The following is a 25,065-nucleotide window of genomic DNA, read 5'->3' as shown; positions in this document are numbered from 1 at the left end:
ATGTCCCTTCTAAAACTGCTCCTGTGCCGTATTGATTTCGGCGTAAATTTCGCTGCTGCCGTCTTTGTTAAGCAGCATTACCTGATAGGGCGTAAAACGGTCGCCCACTTCCATACCGGGGCTGCCCAGGGGCATACCTGGCACTGCGAGGCCAATGGCATCTTGCGGTGGATTCTGCAAGAAACGCTGTATCAGCTTTGCCGGTACATGCCCTTCAAAAACATAGCCCTGTTCTGACACTGTGGTGTGGCAGGATTGGTAGCGCGGAGAGATATGGTGCTGCTTTTTCACGCCGTTAAGGTCTTCGACATCCTTTGCTACGATGTCAAAGCCACTTTGTTGGGCATGCTCAACCCAAATTTTGCAGCAGCCGCAAGTGGCGGATTTGTAAGTGGTCAGGCTCACAGATTCCTTTTTGGGGTCTGAAGATTCGGCACAGGCATTTAATGCCAGGGTTGTGAGTAGCGCCGCAATAGCGACCAAAATTGAACGGTTCATATGAACTCCGATGATGAGATTTAGGGCGCACACAGGCGTGCGAGTATTTATAAAAAATATTTGGAGTAAAACTGGGGAGTGCGCGTATGCCTAGGCATACGGGGCCCGTTAAGTGCGGAATATGGGTGGGCGCAGTGCCATTTCCGGATCTGGAGAGGAATTAAATTCCCGGTAGGCAGTTACAAGTAGATTGCGGTTGTATACAAGGATTTTATATTGAGCGTTTACCGCAGAGCTGGTGCCTGGCCCTGCACAGCAGCTGCATTCAGCAGTGCAACTGGAGGGATGGCTGTCGCTGCAGTTCTCAAGGGTTGCCTCGTCGCACTGGCCTTTTTCTTCTGCAGCGATGGATGCCGCTGGGGGTTCGTGTGTTTCCGCACAGGATGACGCAACTGCCTGGCCGCCGAAGGCCAGTAGCAGTATGAGCAAAAATAGGCGGAAGATCCCGGTGTGCATGGCGGTATTCAGAAAACAAGCCAGCCCGCAGTGTATGGGCTGGCCTCTGCCGGTGCAACTTCCCGCTTGCGGGATGGCGGATTAAGAGCGGCCCAGGGGCAGGCGGAAGTCCTGGTGTTGCAACAGGTCCGGCCCACATTCGAGGCGCTCGAGCCAGCCCAGGAAGCGCTCTTTGACATCGCCCGAAGCAAAGTAACCGCCGTGCTGGGGCACAATCATTGCGGGGTTGAGTTCCCGAATCATCTTGGCCCAGAGACGACAGGTCCAGTTCCCGCCCATATAGCGGCGGTGGAACCCTTCCATCGACGGCAGGTGCTCGTCGAAATCTTTGACTTCGCCCTCCTCACCACCGAGTGAGGCACCGATATCGCCGGAAAATAATATGCGGCTGACCGGATCATAAAAACTGAAGTTGCCACAGGAGTGCATAAAGTGTGCTGGCAGCGCCCAGATCTCGCTGTCGCTGAAGGGGATAATTTCTCCCTTATCGTCCAGAGGCATGATGCGTTCCTGCCAGCGTTCAGCACCGGCACGCGAGGCGACAAAGCCGGAAACCAGGTGTGGCAAAAACCGCGACCACAGCTTCGACACGGCCACCTTACAGCGCGAATGCAGCATCCAGCGCGGCAGCGAGGCGATAATATCCGGATCCTGGTGCGAGGCCAGGATCAGGTCCAGTTCGCTCAGGTTCAAATGGCGGCTGAGCTCAATGGTGAGGTGTGTGTAAGTCAGATCGCCGCCGGGATCGATAAGCGCCCCTTTGGTGCCGCGGCGAATAACAAATTGATTGGCCTGTACCCCATCGCTGCCATTCTGCTCTTTAACCAAATCGCCGAACCGCGCAACCAGGTGGTGACCTTTTTCAAATAGGATGTCCACGCCGCGACTCCTCTTATTGGACTTGGCCGAGGTACTGAGTGAGCCTCTCCTTGTTCATGGCGATGGTGGCATTCATGCCTTCGGCATGCTTCTTGGCTTCTTCCAAGTTGGTTGCCTTACCTACCTGAATTACCCCAACCATACCCAGCGGCAGATGTGGGTCGCACTGGTATACGTAGACACCTTCCTGGTTCAAAGTGACAGTCACCTTTTCTCCCATGCTGCCATTCCAGGTAGCGCCCTCGGCAGGGGACAAAACTGAGTGAGTGTTGTGGGCCGCATCAGTGGGCAGGAAGGTGACAGAATCGCCCGGTGCTACTGCGAGAAATGCCGGTTCAAAAGTCATCATGCCGTCCTTGCCCTGGTTCAGCATCTTAACTTCGTGATCCGCAGCCAGGGCGGAGGTCGAGGCCATGGCGAGCGCCAGAATCGCGCCGCGAAGAGTAATAGACGACATACTTACTTCCTGTTCGATGGTTAGTCAGTGTTGTTCAGCGCCTCCCCATTAGTGGGTAGAGGCAGCGGCGGATGTTATCTCGGAGGGGGCTGGGTGAATTGATCTAGATCAATCGCGTAGATAGACCAATTAGAAGGAGAAGATGCCAATAGAAGGGATCCGTGTAGGAGAGTCATTTTAGACTGCTGAGCACCACCCGCCTCGGCCGGATAAGGGGTAAACTGTGCGCCGATCAATTCTGTGACTTTTCGGGAGAGTGCTTTGGCCACAAAACGTAAAACTGCCTACGTGTGTAATGAATGCGGCGCTGACTACACCAAATGGGCAGGGCAGTGTAGTGCTTGTGGCACTTGGAATAGCCTATCGGAAGTACGCCTGGGACCGGATCACAAAGACAGTCGCGCCGCGAATTTTACCGATGCACAAAGTGGTTACGCCGGTTCCGCTGGTGCTGGCAAAGTACAAAAACTATCGGAAATCGACCTCAGTGAATTGCCGCGTATTCCCACTACGGCCTCGGAACTGGATCGAGTGCTGGGCGGCGGGCTGGTGCCGGGCTCCGTTGTATTGATCGGCGGCCATCCTGGTGCGGGTAAATCTACTGTTTTACTCCAGACCCTGTGCCATCTCGCCACATCAATGCCGGCGCTTTATATCACCGGTGAGGAATCTCTCCAGCAGGTTGCTATGCGCGCTAAGCGCTTGGGTCTGCCCACGGATTCCCTGCAATTGCTCAGCGAAACCGATGTGGAGCGTATTTGCCTGGCGGCCAAGGAAGTGAATCCTCGGGTAATGGTAGTGGACTCGATCCAGGTGATGCACATGAGCGATGTGCAATCGGCACCCGGCTCTGTGGCACAGGTGCGCGAGAGTGCGGCCTACCTGACCCGCTTTGCCAAACAGACTGGCACGGCGCTGATTCTGGTGGGGCATGTCACCAAAGATGGCAGTCTCGCGGGCCCCAAGGTGCTGGAACATATTATCGACTGCTCCATTCTCCTCGAAGGCACCCACGACTCCCGCTTCCGCACATTGCGGGCCCATAAAAATCGCTTTGGGGCCGTTAATGAACTCGGCGTGTTTGCCATGACAGAGCAGGGCCTGAAAGAGGTATCCAATCCCTCAGCCATTTTCCTGCAAAGGGCCGAGGAGATCGCTGCCGGTTCTGTGGTGACTTCGGTGTGGGAGGGCACCCGGCCGCTGTTAGTAGAGTTGCAGGCCCTGGTGGACGATAGCAGTCTCGGAAACCCCCGCCGGGTAGCGGTGGGCCTCGACCAGAACCGCTTGAATATGCTGCTCGCTGTGTTGCATCGCCACGGTGGGGTCTTGGTGGGGGACCAGGATGTCTTTATCAATGTGGTCGGCGGGGTAAAGGTGATGGAAACCAGTGCCGACCTGACACTGTTATTGGCGGTAGTCTCCAGTTTCCGCAACCGTGTCCTGCCCCGGGATCTGGTGGTATTCGGGGAAGTGGGGCTGTCAGGCGAGATTCGCCCAGTGCCTTCGGGCCAAGAGCGTTTGCGCGAGGCCGCCAAACACGGTTTCCGCAAAGCCATTGTGCCTGCAGCCAACCGTCTTAAAAACGATATCGAGGGAATGGAAATGCACTCGGTCAAAACCCTGGCGGAAGCGCTGGCGGTAATTGATATGAGCTGACACTCCAGTTGGCGACAGCTGTTTTGACAGGGGAATACCTTACGTATTCCCCTGGAGAAGTGAGTTTTCAGAGCCTCCTGCGCTAGGGGCGCCTAGTTGCTCCCTTGCGCTGGTTGTTACCGGGGCCCCGACGAAAATCCTCTGACGGAGTGCCCTTGTAACAGCGCGGGATAATGGGCCAGTCCTCTGTTAGAAAATAGGCATAGGTGCCCTTGGGGAATTCCGGGGTGCGAACCATTCTGCCGTTGCACTCATCCAATGTGCCGGAGCCAGCCACATAGTGGTAATCATCCACAAAGGTACCATCGTAGTAGCCACCGGGTTCTTTACTGCCCTTGGGGCGTTTCCCGGATTTCACCTGATAACTTGAAGTCATTGCCGCAATCCCGGATTTCGGTTCCCAACCATCGGCATAGGCGTACAGGGCATAAATGGGGAATCCATCGGCAGCCCAGCCAATCAGTGGCGAATGCCTTTCCTTAGATACCCCCAGGCGCTGTAATAAACCGGTGGGAATTCCGTGATAGTGATAGGCACCATTGGGCTGAACATGGGCGTAGTTATCGTCTACACCCAGTTGAATCGCACCGGATAGGGCTTCGTAGCGCCAGCGTCCCCGATTGCCCAGGTACCATTCCGCAGCGCTGGGGTCGAAAGGCACTCCGTTCAGTCCGATACCAAAATTCTGCAACGGAACCGGTGTAGATTGGGCGGCAATTTGGGGAATAGCCGGAACTCGGAAACGGTAGCGCTGCACCTCGATTTCATGGGGATTGCCGCGATTGGGGAAGGTACCAGTCTTATGCTCGGAAATACCGTTGGCCTCAATAACGCGCCAGGGTCCCTGGATACTGATACTCACTTCACTAAAGGTAATCGGCGCTTCGGTAGCAGGGACAGTGTGCTGCAGACCATCGGATTGCACTACTGTGTGTTTGCGAGCGGTGTGGCGCCCACCAGTGGCGCCCCCTCCTGTAGAGCGCGCAGTCGGTTTGCGCTCGGGAACACAAGCTAGGCCATGTGATTGGGGGTGGTTGCGGCAGCGACCACTGACTCGGCCATTGGGCAGTTCCATTGAGCAGCTGGCGCCACTGGACAGGTTTCGACAAGCCTCCAGGGCGCTATCGGGTACGTGAGCCAGCGAGAGAGGCGCAATACTGCAAAGCCCCACAAATAACCACTTCTTCATAATGACATCTCAAGATTTACAGCACCGCTGGCCGGTTGCGATTTATTGGGAGTTACTGTTCTTCATCTTCCATGGGGCGAGGGCCGCCTTTGCCCTTGCCGCCGGCAGGTACACAGACCAGCTGCTCAATCTGCGGGGGCATACGGCAGGTGCCCTCCAATGTGCCTCGGGGTGTCTCGACAGTGCAGGCGTCTCCTTCAGCCAAGCTGCTGCAGGCATCAATCGCTTCCTGCGGAGGCTGGCGCGGCTGTGCAGATACATTTGTGGCCAGTAAGAGGGCTGCTACTGGGATAAATATTTTTTTCATCGTGTTCTCCTGTCGTAGGCACTTTGAGGGGAGTCCCTGGAGCCTCAACTTTGCTCATTGGGTTTTGACAGAGGTTATTGCTGTCGCCCGAAACTATAGACTCGGGAAATGGCGATTACCGCTCAGCGAAGGGCTGGCTTCTCGAATTGGCCTGGGACTGCCATCGAAAATAGTCGAGGAATGAGTAAGTAATGTGGATAACTTGTAAAGAAGTGTGGGGCTGGAGAGCTCACTTTACGACTAATGATCCAGAGATCTGACAGGCTCTAATTGATCAGTGGTGGAGGTGGGAATTAGGGGATGAGTAAGTAGGAAAGGCTGGGTATTTAATCAGTCGTGACACAAGCTAAAATCTGGCTTGTGTCACGACTGATTCTGTATTTTTCTGAAGGGGCTTTAACTTTCAGTTTCCAGTGCAGCTTTCGCCGCAGCTTCACTCAACAACCTGCGGCGAACTTTCATTGGAGTGGTACCAAACCAGCGGTCGCAGGCCCGGTTAAATGAGCTCTGCTCCCGATACCCCAGCATATTGGAAATCTGGGCCATAGGTGGCAACTTTCTACTGAGATAATGCTCTGCGCGTTCGCGGCGAATACGGTCGAGAATATCCTCAAACACCAATTCCCGATCTCGCAACCTGCGCTGCAGTGTGCGCTTGTGCATGCCCAGCTGATTGGCGACTTCCTGCAGACTGCAGCGCTTTAGCGGCATCAGGCAATAGATCAGCTGTTCTACCTGGTGAATCAGGTTTGATTCACCTTGTTCCAGTACTTTGTCGATATAAGACTTTAATAGAGGCCTTAAAACCGGGTTGCACTTCTCGGTCGGTTGGGCCAACTGGCCGCTACTTAGAATCAAGGTGTCGCTATTTTGTGAAAACTGTACATTTGTACCAAAAAAGTTTTCATATTGGTCGTGGAGCGGCTGTTTGGACTTTAAATGAACCGCCTCCAGATTGAACTTTTCACCACATAATATTTGTAGTGCGACAACAGAAACCCCAAGGAGAAATTCCCGGAATAGCTCGAGAGGCAATGGAGAGTCCGAAGGTATATAACTTTCTAAATCATTTAAACAATGAAAAGTTATAAACGTTTGGAGCCCTTTAACTTCCAATTCAACTCGCAGGTTATAAGGAGGGGCGGCAAATTGCTTTACGGCAGCATTGAGGAATTCCCCGAGGGTCAACGACTGCAATACTGCTGCTCCAAGAGAACTGAGGGCGGCAGCCCCCTGGCTTTTTGCCAGTCTCAGTCCGAAATCCGCGCAATTGAGTTGTCGTGCGGCCTTTTCAACAAGGTCAGTCACTTTACTCAACGGGAGATACCCCTCGAGTTTTTCAACTTGCTCGGGGTTAATACCGGCGCTATTAAGCAGTGTTTCCGGGCAGCCATTTAGCTGGGATACTTGGTCATAAAAGCCGGTTAACAGCTTAGCTCTTATTTGTTGGGTCAATTTCTTCCAAATCCTTCCAAGAACCCAGCCTGATTTAATTATTAGGCGTGCCGGGTCGCAACTTCTATTTGAGCGGAAATATTCAACTGATAGGCGCGCCCGATAATTTTAGGAATCTACAAATAAATGCAAATTCCAGGATTACACATTCCTGGGCATTGTCTGACGGATTTGCAAAACCGTCATATTGGCGAATGCCTGTTTTATTTCGAATTCCTGATATGTATTGTGCGCTATGGATAACTGTTACTGCACTAACTACCACAAAGTGCACACGACTCATCCTGAGAAAATAATATATGAGATTAAAACAAGGCAGCCGAAACTGGCGTAATCCGCCAATCAGTCTCCGCTAAGTATTATTTCAAGGCCTATATTACTTGTTTTTTTTTGTGGATTCGAAGGGCTTTTGGCTTTTGCTCATAATCAAAATGTCACCTAATGAAAAAAAATACCAATTAAAGTTAATACATTGAAACTTTATTCCCTTATGACAGTAAAAAAATTTTTTTGTTTTATGGTGACTCCATATCTGGGAATAATAATTTTTTCTTAATTTATCCACTTTTTTACCCCTGCCTAAAGCTATCTTGAATGACTGGTGATTTCAGGAACGCTTTAACACTTTTTGGGTAGTTACCAGCGGATATAAATGACCAGTTCAAATGTACGGTCATTTTTGGGAGACAAAAAAGCCCGCATAAGCGGGCTCTAGGATTACTGATTAATCAGTGGATTAGCCACCATAGTAGGTAGCTGCACCGGGGCCGACGGGCAGTCCCAGGGCAAAAACCCAGATGAAGAACAGGGCTGTCCATCCAATAAAGAAGAAGATGGAATAGGGAATCATGGTGGCGATCAATGTACCCATGCCCAAGTCTTTCTTATAGCGCGCAGCAAAAGTAATGATCAGGCCAAAGTAACTCATCATCGGCGTGATAACGTTGGTCACAGAGTCACCGATACGGTAGGCCGCCTGGATTACTTCGGGGGCGTAGCCCAGCAGCATCAGCATGGGTACAAAGATGGGAGCTGTCACTGCCCACTGAGCAGAGGCACTGCCCAGCATTAAGTTCACAAAGCCACACATCATGATGAAGAACAGGAACAGTAGTGGCCCAGTGAGGCCGATGCTTTGTAGCGCATCAGCACCTAAAACGGCAAAAATGGTGCCCAGGTTGGTGATCTTAAAGAAGGCGACAAATTGTGCAGCAAAGAACACAAGGACAATGTACATCCCCATACTGTTCATGCTCTTGGCCATGGCATCAATGACATCTCGGTCATTCTTCATGGTGCCGACAACCTTACCGTAAACAAATCCCGGGATAGCGAAGAACACCAGGATCAGTGAGACGATACCTTTAAGGAACGGAGAGCCCGCGACCAAGCCTGTCTCGGGATTACGTAAAACACCCCACTCAGGCACCACCGTCAAAGCTAGTACTGCAGATACGCCCAAAACAGCCAAACCTGCGTACTTAAGGCCGCGCTTCTCGGCGTCGGTCAGGGTGCCAACTTTGTCTTGAGTCAGGTCGACAGATGCTTCACTGGGATCATATTTACCCAGCTTGGGTTCTACGATCTTCATGGTCACCCAGCTACCAACTCCGGTAATCAGGAAGGTACTGACAATCATAAAGAACCAGTTTACTTCCGGGCCCACGGAGTAGGTCGGGTCGATCATATGGGCTGCTGATTCTGTGATCCCCGATAGCAGCGGGTCCACCGTTCCCAGCAGCAAGTTAGCACTGTAGCCGCCAGAGACACCGGCAAACGCGGCGGCCAGGCCAGCGATAGGGTGTCGACCGAGAGAGTGGAAAATCATTGCGGCTAATGGGATCAGTACCACGTAGCCCAATTCAGAGGCGGTATTAGAGATGATGCCGGCAAAAACCACTATGACAGTGACTGTGCGTTTGGAGGCCTGGAGTACCAGACCGCGAACAGCGGCACTTAACAGGCCGGAGTGCTCGGCAATCGCAACCCCCAATAGGGCCACCAAAACTGTCCCCAGCGGAGCAAATCCGGTGAAATTCTTAACCAGACTGGTAACGATCATCCTGAGTCCATCGCCACTCATAAGGTTGAAGACCTCAATGACACCATCTGGCGCTCGGCCAGCAGCGCCAACCGGGCGGGGGTCGGGGACAGACAGGCCAAAGTAAGAAGCGATACCACTAATGACTATCACGCTAACGGCGAATAGCGCGAACAGTGTGATTGGGTGGGGGAGAAGGTTGCCGAGCCATTCCACTGCATCTAAGAAGCGGATAAAGGCTGTCTTGCGCCCTGGGGGACTATCCTGCCGATCACTCGGGGAGGTTGTTGTGGTCATTGTTGGTCCTCAGTCGTTACTGCAAGCGACCCTAATTGCCTCTGGGCCGCCTTGTAGCCGAAGGGTTGGCTGAAAAATGTGCTAAAGCCGAGATCATACACAAAACTACTTCAGCTAAGAATGCCCAGAGAGAAATGTTGCTCCTAGGCGGCGGGCCAAAGAGCTATCAGGCGACCCGGATAGGTAAAAGATCTATGATGAAAGATGTGCTGTTATGGCGCTTGTTACAGTGGGGCAAATCTTTCTGATTGCGGTCTCTGATGACTGGATATGCCATAATCCCAATACTACGTAGTCAATTCAGCGGTGAAAATAATGAAGATTGGAATTTTAAAAACCGATGATGTGCGCAAAGAGCTTGTCGGCGAATTTGGGGAGTACCCGGAGATGTTTGCCGACTTGTTGCGCGACCAGGACTCCAATTTGGAGTTTAACACCTACGAAGTCCAGCACGGCCAGTATCCCGATCATATAGATGAAGTAGATGCTTATCTGATTACCGGTAGCAAGACAGGCGTTTATGACGACAAACCCTGGATTGCGCCCTTAATGGATTTTGTACGCAAGTTACATGGTGAGAAAAAGCCGACCATTGGTATTTGCTTTGGTCACCAGTTAATTGCCCAGGCACTGGGAGGCCGGGCCCGTAAGTCGGATAAGGGCTGGGGGCTGGGGGTGCACACCTACGAAATGCAGGAGACGCCTAGTTGGATGTCTGAACCCGCGCCCAACTTTAGTCTCTTAGTAACGCATCAGGATCAGGTGGATCAGCTGCCGCTTGGTGGGCGAGTACTGGCTTCCAGTGAGTTCTGCCCAATGGCAATGGTGCAGGTGGATGATCATATGCTTAGCTTCCAGGCGCACCCGGAATTTACTAAGCCCTACTCAAATAGCTTAATGGAGCTTCGGAGGCAGGCTTTTGGTGAAGCTGTGGTTGATAAAGGGCTGGAGTCTCTTAAGAACGATATCCATGAAAATGCAGTTGCCAGATGGATGTTGGAGTTTTTACGGCAGTAAATTTTCCCCATTAAAGAAAATTGAAAACCTCCATATAGCTATTTTCTATTTCTGATTCCAACAGTGTCTGACCTTTTGAAACCCCACTTATAAGTGGGGTTTACTCTCATACATGCATCAAATTGCACCGTTATTCACCTTTGTTCTATATGTCTTAAAGGGCATATAAATTTCTTATAGGTTGTATTTTTTAATTTTATTTGAATATAACGATTTAACTGACAAAATATAATTTTTTCCGGTAACTGGCAGTTATTTTTGCGCTCATGTTTATGTTTGTCACTATCTCTAGATTTATATGTCGATAATATGAACTTTTAAGGTTGTTTTAAAAAGTAGTGGGTGTTTAATATGGGGTTGTTCATTTAAAGGTTCTTGTTTAGGGCGGGTATTCAATTAAATAACATGCTTGTGCCAGTTTCATTTTTCTGGGGGCGTGTATGTATTCTAGTTGATTTAAATGGAGGTCTTGGGTGTTCGCAGCTCGCTCAGGGAGGATGGATTAATAATTAACACAGTTTTTTAATCTAAAAAAATCTATAAATATTTCTATAAGCAAAAGGATAGGTTTATGAGTTTATTTAAAAGGGCAGTATTGGCCAGTGCCATTGGCTTGTCAGTAGCTAGCATTAATGTGCTTGCGGCTGGAAATGTAAACGGGGGAATTGATGGAAGGCTTATTGGAGCAGATGGTAGTGAGATTCCTAACGTAACCATTCTTATTGAAAATGAAGAAAATGGCTTCAAAAGGACCATCTCAACTGGTGACGATGGGGATTTCAAGGTCAAGTTACCCAGTGGAGTTTATAAAATAACCGCGCAGAAGTCAGGGTACCAACCGGCAGTAATCGAATCAGTACTAGTGTCTATCGGTAGCACAGGTAAATTAAGTATCCCTTTGAGCCAAGGCGATATGGAAGAGGTTCTGGTTGTAGCTGAGGCCTTACCACAAATACGTACAGGAACAGCTGAGTCTGCTCTCAATATCAGTTTAGAGGATATTGAGATGTTGCCTGTAGGAAGAAATATAGAATCTGTTGCCTTGCTTGCTCCGGGAACTGTATTGGGGGATAACACATTCAGAGAGGATAAAGATCTTATATCATTTGGCGGAGCCTCTGTCGGTGAAAATGCTTACTATATTGATGGCTTGAATGTTACCAATTTTCGCAATGGCTTAGGTGGTTCTTCTGTACCCTTTGAGTTTTATGATCAGTTTCAAATCAAAACTGGTGGATATAGTGCAGAGTTTGGGCGATCTTTAGGTGGCGTTTTAAATGCTGTTACAAAGCGTGGAACCAATGATTTTAAATATGGTGTAGTTACTTACTTTGAGCCTGGATCATTAAGGGAAACAAGCCCGGATACATTATCCACAGATGGAACGCTCTATGACCTCAATTCGGAGAATGAACAGTCTAGATATACTACGGACTACTATATAAGTGGTCCGATTGTACCGGACAAATTATTTTTCTATGCGCTCTATGAACAACAGGAAACTGTTGAAGAGTTTAACACTCTCCAGGCCCCAGATACCTTTAATAATAGGGAAGTGGCTGATGACTTTTGGGGAGTTAACTTAACTTGGAATGTGACCGATGATCACATCTTAAGTTATGTTCATTTTTCCGATGAGCGGACTCGAGAAAATAAACAGTCAAACTATGACTACTACAACATGGACAAGCTTGATTATAAAGGCACGATCAGTGATTATCGAGGAGGAGAGAACTGGTTGTTGCGCTACGATGGTCAACTAACTGATAATTTCAGTATGTCTTTGTTATATGGACAAAACGAATATGAGTTAACAACAATTGGAACCACCGATGTTGAATGCCCTTTTATTATTGATGCTAGTGATGGGGCGCTATCAGGAAATTCGTCTTATTATCCAGGCTGTAATACAAACTCCAGAATTCAAACCGGTGGTGATGAGCGCGAAGCAAGTCGAATAGATTTTGAGTGGGTGCTTGGAGATCATACTGTCCGCTTCGGATATGATCGTGAAGATAATTCTTCCTCTTCTGCTGAGACCTATGCGGGCACCGGATTAAGGGATGGAAAAGGGGTCTATTACCGCTATATATCTGCCCTTCCTGACTCCAAGCTTTCTAATGGAGGTATTGTTCCCGATGTGAATGGCGATGGTAGCACGGTTCACTTGGTGCGGTATCGAGTAAGCGATGTTTCAGGATCCTTTAAAGTTGAGTCTGAGGCTTTTTATATCGAGGATACGTGGGATATCACTGATAACTTAACCGTCAGTGCTGGGCTTAGGAGTGAGATTTTCTCCAATTACAACGGTGAGGGTGATGTATTTATAGAAATTGATGATCAATGGGCTCCTCGTCTCAGTTTTTCTTGGGACCCTAGTGGCGATGGAGAGACGCGCGTTTTTGGTAATTGGGGTAGGTACCATATGCCTGTTGCTGCTAATACTAACGTGCGTTTATCTGGAGGAGAATTGGGCTTGGAGCGTTACTTCATTTTTAATGGAAGCTATGATCCAGTAACTTATGTCCCCACAGATATTGATGCAGAAGGGATACCTACAACTGAAGAAATAGGTCCTGTTCAGATTAACTCTAGCGGAGAAGTTCCCGATAGCCGACAATTATCTGATCGGGATTTGAAGGCTATGTATCAGGATGAATATATTCTGGGCTATGAAAAGGTTCTCAATGAAAGTTGGAGTGTGGGTGTTAAAGCTACCTATCGTGATCTAAAGTCACATATTGACGATATCAGTATTAACCATGCGGTTGACGCATTAGGCTATGCTCATACTGGGGATGCTCATGGTTATGTTCTCGCTAACCCTGGAAGTGATGTAACAATTCCTTATGATAGGTATGGTACCGGTGAGTTGGAGATGACAACTTTCTCTGCTGAATTGCTCGGGTATCCAGAAGCTAAACGAACCTACAAAGAGCTAGAGTTTTCCGTTGATAAAGCCTTTGACGGCGTTTGGGGTCTAACAGCCAGTTACGTGTGGTCTGAAAGTAAAGGTAATACAGAGGGGTACGTTAAATCTGATAATGGTCAGGATGATGCGGGGATTACTCAAGACTTTGATTTCCCTGAAATTATGGACGGTGCCAATGGCTTTCTCCCTAATGATCGCACCCATAAGTTTAAGATATATGGAAGCTATCAGATAATGGAAAACTTACTATTAGGCGCCAATTTCCTTTTGCAATCAGGAAGACCGATAAACTCCTTTGGCAAAGGGCACCCAGATGGCACTCCCTACTATGGCGATACCTACTATTTGACTGATCCAGATGGTAATTTAGTGCGAACTGAGCGCGGTAGTCGTGGCCGGACGAGCTGGGTGAATCAGATTGACTTATCGTTAATTTATAATACTGAAATTGGTTTGGCTGATGTCGAGTTAAGGGCTGATGTCTTTAATTTATTAAATGCAGACGCTGAAACAGAAGTTGACGAATTTGCAGAGATTAGCCCCGGGTTATCTGACCCTGACTGGGGATTGAACCAATACTATCAAACGCCCAGATATTTTAGGCTAGGCGCCAGCGTACGTTTTTGATTTCAACTTTAATGGGCCGCCATTGTGGCGGCCTTAACTTTAATAAATATAACAGTAGAGGTAACTTGAGCTAACGATTCCTATTAAATGGAAGGCTAATTGACCCCATATACTGAATCTTCTTCGATCTGAATAACTCTTACCCGGATAGGGTCTTCAATCTGAAAATATTGTCTTGCGCTTTCGTCAAGTTGAATGGCCAAAGCTTGAAGTTTTTGGTGCGTTCGATCTGGTTTCTTTAAACAGGATACTTCAATATGGCACTCGCCTGGTGTTATTTGGAGGGTGTTAATGATTTCTACATTAGGGTCTTCTTCTGTATCTAACTCCTTAATGATTAGATCTTGGAATAGCTTAGAGGCTGAATCCGGAGCTAGCTTTAGTGAACTCAAAAAAATCTTGCAACTAACCATAAGGAAATTCCTATTGGAAACGTTAATAGCTATATCAATAGTCTTCAGATTACTTTGTAAAGGGGCTGGTGTGTAAGAGGGGTCTTAAATATCCCTTAGGTTGTCATATGTTGAACTGTGCAAAGATAATAGCAGAAGATTGTGTTTTTTTTAAGGTTGTCCTGCGTGATTATAACTTTTTGTAATTAATAGTACCTATTTTCTGAGTTTGAAGGTTTGGGTCAAGCTGATTAACTGTCTTTATGTGTTGGAAGGGAATTGTCCAAGTAGTTGGATCTTTATATTGGATAGACAAAAAGGAAAAATAAAATTGGCGGGTAAATTTTTTGATTCTAATGATTATTTGGCGATGATAGGGGATGTAAATTTTTATCGAGTGAGTTGGCTTCATTGGGGGGGAATATAGTTAAATACGATGTCAAGCTACTAATGTTCTCTTCCGGTGGGAAGCCAACTGATTTATCTAGATATTCACCTTTAGTATCGGAAGCATTATTTTTCTGGAGGTTTAGCTTTGCGGTATAAGTCAATAAAATTTGAATAGTACTTCTTTATAGATGGTTGTAGGGGCGGTAAGTCCACGTGGGTATATTTTACATAATGAAACATTGGTACCAACTAAGGGTGGGTTGGCGAGCACATGTAGTTGAGGCTAGAGGCACAGAAGTTTATAAATAGCCATAATTTGAATGGATTGAATTTCCTGCAGTGAGATTGGCAATATCTCATTAATCCAATGTTGAGAGTGGGCTTGGTTATACTAAGGTCGTGTCAATATTTATTGTTTTAATCTGGCCGAGTTTTTAACTTTTTTTTGCTGAGCTTGTTAATTTTTGATCCTAATATTTTGTCTTTTCGAGGGGGCTGTGGAAGTTAAATCACGTTAGTAAGAACTCTGAATATTCTTAGGGTATTTAGGCTCGGTTTACCCCGGACGAACTGGTACGATAGTTTCGTTAATGGTGTGAAAATTCAGTCTAACTTGATTTTATTAAGGGCTGGCTTAATGAAAATCGCACTAAGAGTTTATGAGTAGCATTAAGTTAGTTGAGGTTTCATCAATTCAGTTAAAAATATCGATAAGTATTTTACAAATGTCGATCGGTGTAGGATGAATATTACATTACAAGAGAACTAGTAGGCTGTAGTTAGGATAGATAGTCCTGAAGTGATGAGCCTACTGGGCTAAGATAGTTTTCGCTCAGTTCAGAGGTTTAATGCATGTATGTGGGTGTTTCTAGCGGTAGACAAAGATTTTTGTTGTGATCACTCACCCATAATTACCAGTCAATATTGGCATGTTGGGGCATAATCGAGTTAAGCTTTAGTTTGCTGGATAGAGGTTTCTATCTGGCAAACTATACGAACTAACTGAAAGGAAGGTGCGCTATGTACACTGAAACTGATATTAAAGCTGGGCCTGAGGCACAAGTAGAGCTGCCATGGGATGAAGATTAAGTAATCTTTTTCTTAACCCCCAAAGTTAGGTTGTTTAGAGTGTTTTTTTGTGCAGATTGATCTCAATAGATTTGAGGATAATTTCAATATTTTTTTGTTGAAAAACTTCAAATAATCTTGTAGGTTTTTGTGCTTGCACTTTAGGCATTGCTTTCCTTGGGGGCAACCCTGACTACCAGTCGATTTTATTCCATTATAGTTGGATAGTTGTTACTCATTCTATTTGTTTGACGCATCTATTTTTGCAAGAGTTCATTGATGAATTTCCATTATTCCTACATGACTCTTATCACGTGGACTTCTTTCTATAGGATAGTTTGGGGTTGCAGGCGCCAGTCGGAAAATGATGTCGATTGGTGCCTCTTTATTTTTGCTATAGAAAAATTTCTATTTGGTAATTTTTTAAATACTAGAATCAATCTAATTGAGCTTGCTCCCCTATACTTTTCAGATTTTGTCTGACAGTGAAAGGTCGTAATAATTTTTTGATGATAAAGCTTATATTTCAATATGATTGTTGATGTTTGACTCATAATTGAAGCCTGCCTTTATCGACTTTGACTTCACTAATAATTTATTGAGAATAAATCTCAATAATAGTTCCTGTTAAAAAATAGGTCGGAGAAGCCAAGTTTCAATTCGATAAAAAAGCTTGCTGCTAGTAGAATCTCCGAAGTATAGGTGCATTACTTAACTCGTAAGTGGTAGTTTTGTTGGAGATTTATTCAATCAGATAACTCCCTTAATCCATTTTAATTGTGTAGTTTAAGGTGGTGGTGATAAGTTTTTGTTGTAGAATAAAAGTTATGAGTGGTTTTTCTTTCGGGTTTTTGATAGTGCCGTCCGTGGATTTACATTGACCCGACTTGCTGCTCTTCTATAGAAATTTCTAGTAAAGATTTTTGCGCCACCTTTTGGGATTGAGCTCTATCATGTGTGTTGTTTTTGACATTTTGGAAGTAATATAAAGTATTAAGTAGGTCTTGAGTGTGTATTTATAGTAAGCTGAATTTACATTGTTAATTTTAACTCTTGTGCTTCATTCTTGGGGTTTTTTATCAAAAAGTTAGCCCATGTTTATATAGTATGGTGACTGCTTAGCTTAAATATGTAAAAAATGTGAAATTCTTATATCCCGACAAATACTTCGCTTTGTATCAAGGTTTTAGTGGCGGGAATAACTATCAATGAGCTAATCACTACGCGTATAGTTAGTTTGCGCTTACTTACAGTGTTGGGTGGATATGAATTAATAAAGTAAAGACGCGCCTCAAGTATAGATTGCTATTTACTTGTCAATGATTTTTGGTCGAAAGACTTCATCTGGACTGCTCTGGTACTGGGGTTAAAAATCACCATATGAATCATAACCTAAGTTTAGGTGGGAGTTATGAACCACTATGTTAGAGTCAGGTAGGTGTAGATTCTAATTGACTCCATTACCTGAGAAATCTAAATTTGTATGTCCTGTATTTTCAGAAGAGAAATACAAAAAAATCGAATGAATAGAGTTAAATTTTACTCCTGTTCAATGCGATAACCATTTATAGGTTTCTCATATTGTCAACGCCTTTTTTTAACACTACCCGCGCTATTATTTCAGATTCTATCCGTGCCTTGGTTGTAGCTACTACTCTCGGTGTCCTGCTTCTGGCCGTTTGGGCTATATGGTTTTTTACAGTAGAAATTACAACATATAGCGTGAGTGAAGACGCTAGGTTGGAGCAGGAGCACAATACTGTTCATGTAAGTACCCAGCGCGTTGGACGTGTTGTTCAAATTGAGGCAGAGCTTGGTGATAGTTTAGAGCAGGACGATGTACTCATTCGTCTTGATACGTCCGTACTTGATTTGAGCCTACAGGGAGACAGCAAGATATCTGGCAGCTTGCGCGATCAACTTGAATCAGTTCAAAGGGAACGAGAGCTGCTGGATAAAAAATTTGGTGAAGATGAGAAGGCTCTCAGTGATCAATTGAAGCTGTTGGAGCAACAGTACCACCTTCAAGTCAGTAATCAGAAAATTCAAGCGGATGTTGCCGATCGTTATGAACGGCTGTTACAAAAACAGCAGAGTTCAGAGTTGGATTACCTTGCCGCAAAACGGACGTACCAACAAATGGCGATGGCAACCCTGAAAGTGCAGGCGGATATTCGCGCTTTGGAGGATCGTCGAGCACAGCTAATAAGTGAATATCAACTTGAAGTGAGCGCTTTAAAGCAGCGGCATCAAGGTATTGATGGAAAGATTGCAGAAGTTGATACCCGTATTCAGCAAAGCCACCTTGCTGTGAGCGAACAGAACCTGCGTGCCCCAATTACCGGGGTGTTGGCTTCGCTGGCAAAAATACGGGAAGGCGAAGTGTTGGTTGCCGGGCAGCAAGTTGCAACGATTCAAGCAGAAGGTGTTATTTCTATACAGGCATTTTTCCCACCCGCATTAGCTTTGGGGCATATTCAGCCTGGGCAGAAGGCCCAAGTAAAGCTGGATGGATTTTCCTGGGCCCGTTATGGGCAATTGGAGGCCCGAGTAGAACGGGTCGCTAGTGCCGTCCAGCAAGGCAAAGTTCTTGTACAGCTATCCCTACAAGGTGAAGCACCGCCCCATCTCCCATTACTGCATGATTTACCGGCCAGGGTAGAAATTGCCACAGGCAAGAAAACACCATACCAACTGCTTCTACAAAGGACAGGTGAGATACTCTCGGCCAAAGCTCCCGCAGAGACCGTGGAAGAGGGAGCGTAACAGTGGAAAGCAAAAGACGCTGGTTAGTTCCAGAGGTAGTTCAGACCTCTAATATGGACTGTGGTCCGGCTTCCCTGAAGTGTTTGCTCGAAGGTTTTGGTGTAAATACACACTACGGCCATTTGCGCGATGCCTGCCAGACTGATGTAGATGGAACCTCGATAAATACCCTGGAAAAGATTGCGGTAGAGCTTGGGCTAGAAGCTGCCCAGATGGTGGTTCCCGTGGATCATCTCTTATTGAACTCCACCGGCTACTTGCCAGGATTGGTTGTGGTACGGCTACCAAACGGTAACACTCATTTTGTCGTGGCCTGGAAAAATCATCGCGGTATTGTGCAGGTGATGGATCCCGCCAGTGGTAGGCGTTGGCCTAGCGCACGTCGTTTTTTGGATGAGTTGCATGTCCACATCCTACGGGTGTCTCCTCAGGGCTGGAGAACCTGGGCAGGTGGTGATGACTTTATTGCCCCGCTTAAAGAGCGTATTGCACACTTAAAGGTTGGCGATACTGTGGCCACCACGCTCTGTGACAAAGGGCTAAAAGATAAGAGTTGGCTGTCGCTGGCATTTCTCGATGCATCCGTTCGAATGCTCACCTCATTAGTTACGTCTGGGGCGATAAAGCGAGGAACTGAAGTCAGTGGTATGTTGCAGCGGCTGTTTGTTGAGTTTTCTACAGATACCAGCCAAGCATTTTCTCTAGTGCCAGAGAGTTACTGGTGCGCTCGACCGTCCCGTCCCCGTGGAAGTGAGCCGGCAGAGACAATTGAACTGTCGCCAGAGCAGCTGGCATTTAGTGGTGCGGTGATCGTGAGCGTAAAAAGGGTCCGCGATGTCAGTGAAGTTAAACCGAAATCGGAAGCGCTATCCAGGGCTTTGCGAGAGCCACCGGTTCAACCTCTCAGGCAGCTCTGGGGGTTGATGCGCGAAGATGGATTGATTGCGCCACTCACTATATTTATTGCTATGCTCGGAGCGGTATTGGGGCTGATGTTCGAAGCCTTGCTTTTCCGTGGCCTGATTGATATCCACAGCGAGTTAGCCACAGAGATACAGCGAGCAGGCACGATTGCATTGCTGTTGATCTTTATGATCACATTAATGCTATTGCAGTTTCCCGCAGCAAAAGTCCAAATGGTGGTCGGGCGCCGTTTGGAAAATCGTTTCCGCATACGGTTTTTAGCGGCCCTACCCAAAATACCTGATCATTTCTTTCAGAGCCGTCCCACCTCTGATACAGCCGAACGCTCACACCGCATTGCCGCCTTGAGAGGTTTGCCTGTTCTCGGAACGAGTCTCATTTTTAAAATTTTCTCCCTGTTCGCTACTGCACTCGGAATAATCTGGCTTGCTCCAGCTGCCGCTCCTTTGGTGCTAGTCATGTCGGTATTGCAAGTTGCTGTACCCTTGATGTTCCATCCAGTACTCACTGATTACAGTATGAGAGTACAAACTCATGCGGGAGCCCTGGCTCGCTTCTATATGGATGCGCTGCTGGGAGTTATTCCAATCCGTACGCACGGCGCCGGTGAGTCTGTACGGCGTGAGCATGAAAACCTGCTCACTGAATGGATAAGGGCTGGATACTCATCACTGAGTTTTCAGCTCAATAGCCAGGCGGTACAGCTGTTGATTAATTGTACCCTCAGTAGTGTATTGGTGATTTATTGTGTTAATGCACGAGGGGCAAGTCCCGATCTGCTTTTATTGATTTATTGGGTATTGGCATTGCCGCCGCTGGGTGAAGAAATTGCGGGACTGATGCGAAGTTATCCACGGCAACGGAATTTTTTACTGAGAGCCCTCGAACCGCTGCAAGCAGTCACTGAAACAGACACAGATAAAAATTCCGCTGATAGTGTGGAATTTTCCCCGGCAAAACCGGTGGGTATCAAGTTTGAGAATGTCACCGTTAATACCAGCGGTCGCACTATTCTCGACAGGGTAAATCTGGAAATTAACCCCGGTGAGCAAATTGCTGTGGTCGGAGCATCCGGCGCTGGCAAGTCGAGCCTTGCCGGATTATTGCTGGGGTGGCACAAACCCGCCAGTGGCCGTGTGATGCTCAATGGTAGAGAGTTGAAGGGAGAATTACTGCATCGTTTTCGCCTTCACTGTGCCTGGGTTGATCCCGCAATTCAGCTGTGGAATAGCAGCCTTCTGGAAAACTTGAGTTACGGCAATAAGCCCGGAGCTCCCCTTTACCCCATTTTACAGCAAGCGGATTTGCTCAAGCTGGTAGCAGCGCTACCGGAGGGGCTGCAAAGCCCGCTAGGCGAAAGTGGTGCCCTGGTCAGTGGTGGTGAAGGGCAGCGCGTACGTCTGGGGCGCGCACTTGGCCGCGAGGAAACTGCTTGTGTGATTCTGGATGAACCGTTCAGGGGGCTTGATCGCCAACAGCGGCAGCGCCTGATGAACCGGGTGCGGGAGGTTTGGCAGGGGGTCACCCTGATCTGTATTACCCACGATATCAGTGAAACCCGGGACTTTCCTCGTGTTTTGGTCGTGGACGAGGGTTGCATTATTGAAGATGGTAAGCCCAGTGAGCTTCAAGCCCAGGGCGACACGCGCTATGCGCAGCTACTGGCAGCTGAAAGCAGTCTCTGGCAAGAGTGTTGGCAGAGTAGCAGTTGGCGTCACTTGCGCATGGCCAGCGGTCAATTGACAGAAGTACAAGGAGTTCCTGGGGCGACACCGGCCTCCCGGTTTACGGAGGTTGCCAGTGAGCAGTAAAGAATTAATGCCCTATTGCTGGCCAGTGTCGCAGCTGGAGGCCGCCTTACAAGCGTTGGCAAAATACAGCGGCTTGGAGCCTGAAGTAGCGGAGCACAAATCCCTTGGAAGCACCCTGGAGTTGAATGCCAGGTTGCAGGCAGGTGCTGAAGCTTTGGACTTGCAAGTGGAGCAGGTGAGTTGTAGCTACCCAGAGCTGGAAATCATGCTGTTGGGAGCCGCCCCGGCGCTGTTGCGGGTTCGCTTTCCCGAGGGGGAATATTTTATCGCACTGTGTGGTGGCAGGGGGCATAAGTTACAGCTGCTCACACCGGCACTGCACCTGGAGAAAGTTTGCCTAGAGCTGGTTATTCAGCAGCTGGCTCGCGAGCTTGAAGGGCCCCAGCGCGAGCGTATCGAACAGTTGCTGGATAGTGCACACATTCAAGGGCGTCGGCGCAAGAAAGCCATGACCGCCCTGCTGCGGGAAAACCTTGCCGGCGTACGCCTGGATGATTTCTGGTTGTTGCGTCAATCCTCTCACCGGTCTTTCCGCCTACAACTTCGCCAGCGCGGGTTGTATTGGCGCTCTGCCGCCATGCTTGCCTGTCACAGTGCCCAGATGGCTATTTTTCTGTGTAGCTGGTGGGTGATAGGTAGGGCTGTGCTCGAGGGCCATATTGATACTGGCTGGCTATCTGCCTGGGTATTGTTATTGGTGACTCAGGTTCCCCTATCCCTGCTCACAGCCCGGCTGCGAGGTGTGGTCTCCGTTGAGACCGGTGCACTCCTGAAGCAGCGATTGCTTGCCAGCGCGCTGCGCGTTATTCCCAGTCGTATTCGCCATATGGGGTCGGGTCAGGTATTGGGCAGGGTTTACGATGCGGAGAATATAGAAGCCAGTGCGTTACAGGGTGCCTTTTTATTATTGCTCGGCGTTGTAGAACTGTTAATTGCAGCCTCAATTTTACTGATGGGAGCTGGTGGCCTTATCTACGCAGCAATTTTGCCCCTATTTTTAGCGGTTGCGTTTTTCCTGGGGCGGGCACAGTACTACGGCCGCAAAGAGTGGACGTCACAGCGCCTTTCAATGACCCACCGTTTGATTGAGAAAATGATCGGCCACCGCACCCGCCTCGCGCAGCAGGCACCTGGCGACTGGCACCGGGGCGAAGACAGTGAGTTAAATAACTACCTGGAGATTTCCTCTCACATGGATAACACCATGGCGCGTTTGCAGGCTTTTTTGCCGCGCCTCTGGTTACTTCTTGGGGTAGTGGGGTTGGCTCCAATATTTATCGCTAACAGTATTAGTAGTACCCAGCTCGCGATTGCCTTTGGAGGTATGTTGTTGGGGTATCGCGCGGTCTTGAAGTGTATGAGTGGCTTTACCAGTGCTTTGAATGCAGCAATTTCCTGGGAAAAAGTACGTGAATTATTTTTCTTGGAAGAGTGCATTGTAAAGGGAAGCGTGGGGTCGGCAATGGTTACGCCGTCGGGCCAGCAAAGTTCCTCGCAACCACTGTGTTATTTACGCGATATTGGCTTTACTTACAAAGGAAAAGATCAAGCGGTGTTGGCGGGTTGCAATCTCAGTATTTATCCTGGCGATCGGCTTTTACTACAGGGCGCTTCTGGTTCAGGTAAATCTACTTTAGCGAATATTCTCACCGGTATTCAGCGGCCGGATGAAGGTTTATTACTACTTAATGGCTACGACCGGGCGAGTATTGGTGCTGAGCCTTGGCGCAGGATGGTCGCATCAGCTCCCCAGTTTCATGAAAATCATGTGCTGGGAGATTCATTTCTTTTTAATTTATTAATGGGAGACCAGTGGCCACCTCACCAGGAGAGCCTGCGCAAGGCTTATGCAATTTGTGATGAGCTGGGGCTGACCCCGCTATTGAAAAAAATGCCGGCGGGGATTTTACAAACGGTTGGCGAGATGGGGTGGAGGTTGTCTCATGGCGAGATGAGCCGTTTATTTATCGCCCGTGCGCTTTTACAAAATGCTGAGTTAGTGGTGTTGGATGAGAGTTTTGCGGCACTCGATCCGGAGAACCTGCAGATGGCGGTAGCCTGTGCGCAGAAAAATGCAGATACCCTGATGGTGATTGCCCACCCCTAGAGCGCTAAGTTTATTTTTGGGGATTTTACTTAAGTAACCTATGGAAGGAGAGGTATTATGTACCTCGAATCTAATAAAAAAGCCCGCATAATGCGGGCTTTTTTATTATCAAAATCAAGTCTTTAGCTTCTTATAATGCATGCGATGGGGTGTTGCATCCTCACCTTTGCGCTGCACAAAGTCCTCGTGGTACTCGGTGTAGTTACCCTCGAAGAATACCGCTTCACTCTCACCCTCATAGGCGAGGATATGGGTGGCAACGCGGTCCAGGAACCAGCGATCGTGCGAGATTACCAGGGCACAGCCGGGGAAGTTGAGCAGGGCTTCTTCCAGGGCGCGCAGGGTTTCGATATCCAGATCGTTGGAGGGTTCGTCCAGCAGCAGTACGTTGGCGCCCTGCTTGAGGGTATAGGCCAGGTGCAGGCGCCCGCGTTCACCGCCGGAGAGTTCGCCTACGCGCTTCTGCTGGTCACTGCCCTTGAAGTTAAAGCGGCCAACATAGTTGCGCGAGCCCACTTCGTAGTTGTTGATCTTGAGCATATCGTGGCCGTCTGAGATGGCTTCCCATACGGTCTTGCTGTCATCCAGGTTTTCACGGCCCTGTTCAACGTAGGCGACCTTAACGGTTTCCCCCATCTTGATCTCACCAGAGTCCGGCTGCTCGGTGCCGCTGATCATACGGAACAGGGTGGACTTACCGGCACCGTTACCGCCGACGATACCTACAATTGCGCCCTTGGGCACGCGGAAAGACAGGTTGTCGATCAGCAGGCGCTCGCCGAAGCCTTTGCTCACACCTTTAAACTCAATCACATTGTCGCCGAGACGCTCGCCGGGCGGAATGTAGATTTCGTTGGTCTCGTTGCGGGCCTGGAAGTCCTGGGACTGCATTTCTTCCAGGCGGGACAAACGGGCCTTGTTTTTGGACTGACGGCCCTTGGGGTTTTGACGGGCCCACTCGAGTTCCTTTTGCATGGCTTTGGCGCGAGCCTGTTCGCCGCGCTGCTCTTGCTCCAGGCGTTTTTCTTTCTGTTCCAGCCAAGTGGTGTAGTTACCTTCCCAGGGGATGCCGTGGCCGCGGTCCAGTTCCAGAATCCAGCCGGCAACATTGTCGAGGAAGTAGCGATCGTGGGTGATGGCAACCACAGTGCCAGTGAAATCGTGCAGGAAGCGCTCCAGCCAGAATACGGATTCCGCATCCAGGTGGTTGGTGGGTTCGTCGAGAAGCAGCATATCCGGGCGGGACAGCAGCAGGCGGCAAAGGGCCACACGGCGCTTTTCACCGCCGGACAGATTGTTTACGTCCGCATCCCAGGGGGGCAGGCGCAGTGCGTCTGCGGCAACTTCCAGGCGGTGCTCCAGGTTGTGGGCGTCCCAGGCCTGGATAATGTCTTCGAACTGTTGCTGTTTCTTGGCCAGGGCATCGAAGTCTGCGTCGGGCTCGGCGTAATCGGCGTAGACCTGTTCCAGGCCGGCGAGGGCGTCGATGGCTTCGCGTACACCGTCCTCTACGTTGCCGCGCACGGTCTTGCTGGCATCGAGTTGCGGTTCCTGGGGCAGGTAGCCGACCTTGATGCCGGGCATTGCGCGGGCTTCGCCGTTAAAGTCCTGGTCGACCCCGGCCATGATGCGCAGCAGGGTGGATTTACCTGCGCCGTTTAGACCGAGTACGCCGATCTTGGCGCCGGGGAAGAAGGAGAGGGAGATGTCCTTGAGGATCTCGCGCTTGGGGGGCACTACTTTGCCCACCCGGTTCATGGTGTATACGTATTCGGCCATTTGGGGTTCCGTAATGG

Annotated in this window: 16 protein-coding genes; 6 read left to right on the top strand and 10 right to left on the bottom strand. The window is 48.7% G+C overall.

Going from position 1 to position 25,065, the window contains the following annotated elements; translation table 11 throughout:
• Positions 1-9: 9 nt before the first annotated feature.
• From ACJJIY_RS02265 to ACJJIY_RS02250, 4 genes are all read right to left on the bottom strand, one after another.
• The gene (locus ACJJIY_RS02265) at positions 10-498 is read right to left on the bottom strand and encodes a DUF411 domain-containing protein (protein ID WP_444915465.1); all 489 of its coding nucleotides are present in this window, start codon (positions 496-498) and stop codon (positions 10-12) included.
• 108 nt (positions 499-606) lie between these two features.
• Complete coding sequence (locus ACJJIY_RS02260) at positions 607-954, bottom strand: hypothetical protein (RefSeq protein ID WP_445358993.1); 348 nt, start codon at positions 952-954, stop codon at positions 607-609.
• Between the two features lie 81 nt (positions 955-1,035).
• The gene (locus ACJJIY_RS02255; RefSeq protein WP_444934238.1) at positions 1,036-1,833 is read right to left on the bottom strand and encodes an oxygen-binding di-iron domain-containing protein; all 798 of its coding nucleotides are present in this window, start codon (positions 1,831-1,833) and stop codon (positions 1,036-1,038) included.
• Positions 1,834-1,846: 13 nt separating this feature from the next.
• The gene (locus ACJJIY_RS02250; protein ID WP_282931168.1) at positions 1,847-2,290 is read right to left on the bottom strand and encodes a pseudoazurin; all 444 of its coding nucleotides are present in this window, start codon (positions 2,288-2,290) and stop codon (positions 1,847-1,849) included.
• A gap of 261 nt (positions 2,291-2,551) precedes the next feature.
• On the opposite strand from ACJJIY_RS02250, the gene radA reads away from it, so the two are divergent.
• Positions 2,552-3,946, top strand: coding sequence for a DNA repair protein RadA (radA, locus tag ACJJIY_RS02245; protein WP_444896030.1), 1,395 nt, complete (start codon positions 2,552-2,554; stop codon positions 3,944-3,946).
• Positions 3,947-4,028: 82 nt separating this feature from the next.
• Here the strand turns inward: radA and ACJJIY_RS02240 are convergent, their stop codons facing one another.
• The 4 genes from ACJJIY_RS02240 to ACJJIY_RS02225 form a co-directional block, all read right to left on the bottom strand.
• Positions 4,029-5,135: a YHYH protein gene (locus ACJJIY_RS02240; protein ID WP_445358992.1), complete on the bottom strand. Its 1,107-nt coding sequence runs from the start codon at positions 5,133-5,135 to the stop codon at positions 4,029-4,031.
• A gap of 52 nt (positions 5,136-5,187) precedes the next feature.
• On the bottom strand, positions 5,188-5,442 hold the full coding sequence (locus tag ACJJIY_RS02235) for a hypothetical protein (protein WP_413663408.1): 255 nt from the start codon (positions 5,440-5,442) through the stop codon (positions 5,188-5,190).
• A 396-nt stretch (positions 5,443-5,838) separates the two neighbouring features.
• Complete coding sequence (locus ACJJIY_RS02230) at positions 5,839-6,897, bottom strand: AraC family transcriptional regulator (RefSeq protein ID WP_413663407.1); 1,059 nt, start codon at positions 6,895-6,897, stop codon at positions 5,839-5,841.
• Between the two features lie 736 nt (positions 6,898-7,633).
• The gene (locus tag ACJJIY_RS02225) at positions 7,634-9,235 is read right to left on the bottom strand and encodes an AbgT family transporter (protein WP_444896033.1); all 1,602 of its coding nucleotides are present in this window, start codon (positions 9,233-9,235) and stop codon (positions 7,634-7,636) included.
• 315 nt (positions 9,236-9,550) lie between these two features.
• Between ACJJIY_RS02225 and ACJJIY_RS02220 the strand changes: the two genes are divergently transcribed.
• Together ACJJIY_RS02220 and ACJJIY_RS02215 are read left to right on the top strand one after the other, a co-directional pair.
• Entirely contained in the window at positions 9,551-10,252 is a 702-nt protein-coding gene (locus ACJJIY_RS02220) for a glutamine amidotransferase-related protein (protein WP_444896034.1), read from the top strand.
• 571 nt (positions 10,253-10,823) lie between these two features.
• Positions 10,824-13,811 (top strand): TonB-dependent receptor, encoded by a 2,988-nt coding sequence (locus ACJJIY_RS02215; RefSeq protein WP_444896035.1) that lies wholly within the window; start codon positions 10,824-10,826, stop codon positions 13,809-13,811.
• A 95-nt stretch (positions 13,812-13,906) separates the two neighbouring features.
• Here the strand turns inward: ACJJIY_RS02215 and ACJJIY_RS02210 are convergent, their stop codons facing one another.
• A complete protein-coding gene (locus ACJJIY_RS02210) occupies positions 13,907-14,224 on the bottom strand; it encodes a hypothetical protein (RefSeq protein WP_444896036.1) in 318 nt (105 codons plus the stop codon).
• A gap of 3,018 nt (positions 14,225-17,242) precedes the next feature.
• Here ACJJIY_RS02210 and ACJJIY_RS02205 point away from each other — a divergent pair.
• The 3 genes from ACJJIY_RS02205 to ACJJIY_RS02195 are packed head-to-tail and all read left to right on the top strand — an operon-like array spanning position 17,243 to position 23,269.
• Positions 17,243-18,427, top strand: coding sequence for an HlyD family secretion protein (locus tag ACJJIY_RS02205; protein ID WP_444896037.1), 1,185 nt, complete (start codon positions 17,243-17,245; stop codon positions 18,425-18,427).
• A gap of 2 nt (positions 18,428-18,429) precedes the next feature.
• Positions 18,430-21,162, top strand: a complete 2,733-nt coding sequence (locus tag ACJJIY_RS02200; protein WP_444896038.1) for an ATP-binding cassette domain-containing protein — start codon at positions 18,430-18,432, stop codon at positions 21,160-21,162.
• The gene (locus ACJJIY_RS02195) at positions 21,152-23,269 is read left to right on the top strand and encodes an ATP-binding cassette domain-containing protein (protein ID WP_444896039.1); all 2,118 of its coding nucleotides are present in this window, start codon (positions 21,152-21,154) and stop codon (positions 23,267-23,269) included. Before ACJJIY_RS02200 ends, ACJJIY_RS02195 begins: the two co-directional genes overlap by 11 nt.
• Before the next feature lie 114 nt (positions 23,270-23,383).
• Here ACJJIY_RS02195 and ettA read toward each other — a convergent pair whose 3' ends face one another.
• Positions 23,384-25,048 (bottom strand): energy-dependent translational throttle protein EttA, encoded by a 1,665-nt coding sequence (gene ettA, locus ACJJIY_RS02190; protein WP_413663399.1) that lies wholly within the window; start codon positions 25,046-25,048, stop codon positions 23,384-23,386.
• Positions 25,049-25,065: the final 17 nt, after the last annotated feature.

It is taken from the genome of Microbulbifer maximicatervae (SeqCode) (assembly GCF_052468155.1).
This window is presented reverse-complemented; position numbering and strand designations above follow the sequence as displayed.

Bases quoted from the DNA above. Each gene is read 5' to 3' on its own strand.
- ettA (WP_413663399.1), bottom strand. From the start codon at position 25,048: ATGGCCGAATACGTATACACCATGAACCGGGTGGGCAAAGTAGTGCCC.
- ACJJIY_RS02225 (WP_444896033.1), bottom strand. From the start codon at position 9,235: ATGACCACAACAACCTCCCCGAGTGATCGGCAGGATAGTCCCCCAGGG.
- ACJJIY_RS02265 (WP_444915465.1), bottom strand. From the start codon at position 498: ATGAACCGTTCAATTTTGGTCGCTATTGCGGCGCTACTCACAACCCTG.
- ACJJIY_RS02235 (WP_413663408.1), bottom strand. From the start codon at position 5,442: ATGAAAAAAATATTTATCCCAGTAGCAGCCCTCTTACTGGCCACAAAT.
- ACJJIY_RS02210 (WP_444896036.1), bottom strand. From the start codon at position 14,224: ATGGTTAGTTGCAAGATTTTTTTGAGTTCACTAAAGCTAGCTCCGGAT.
- ACJJIY_RS02220 (WP_444896034.1), top strand. From the start codon at position 9,551: ATGAAGATTGGAATTTTAAAAACCGATGATGTGCGCAAAGAGCTTGTC.
- ACJJIY_RS02240 (WP_445358992.1), bottom strand. From the start codon at position 5,135: ATGAAGAAGTGGTTATTTGTGGGGCTTTGCAGTATTGCGCCTCTCTCG.
- ACJJIY_RS02215 (WP_444896035.1), top strand. From the start codon at position 10,824: ATGAGTTTATTTAAAAGGGCAGTATTGGCCAGTGCCATTGGCTTGTCA.
- ACJJIY_RS02260 (WP_445358993.1), bottom strand. From the start codon at position 954: ATGCACACCGGGATCTTCCGCCTATTTTTGCTCATACTGCTACTGGCC.
- ACJJIY_RS02250 (WP_282931168.1), bottom strand. From the start codon at position 2,290: ATGTCGTCTATTACTCTTCGCGGCGCGATTCTGGCGCTCGCCATGGCC.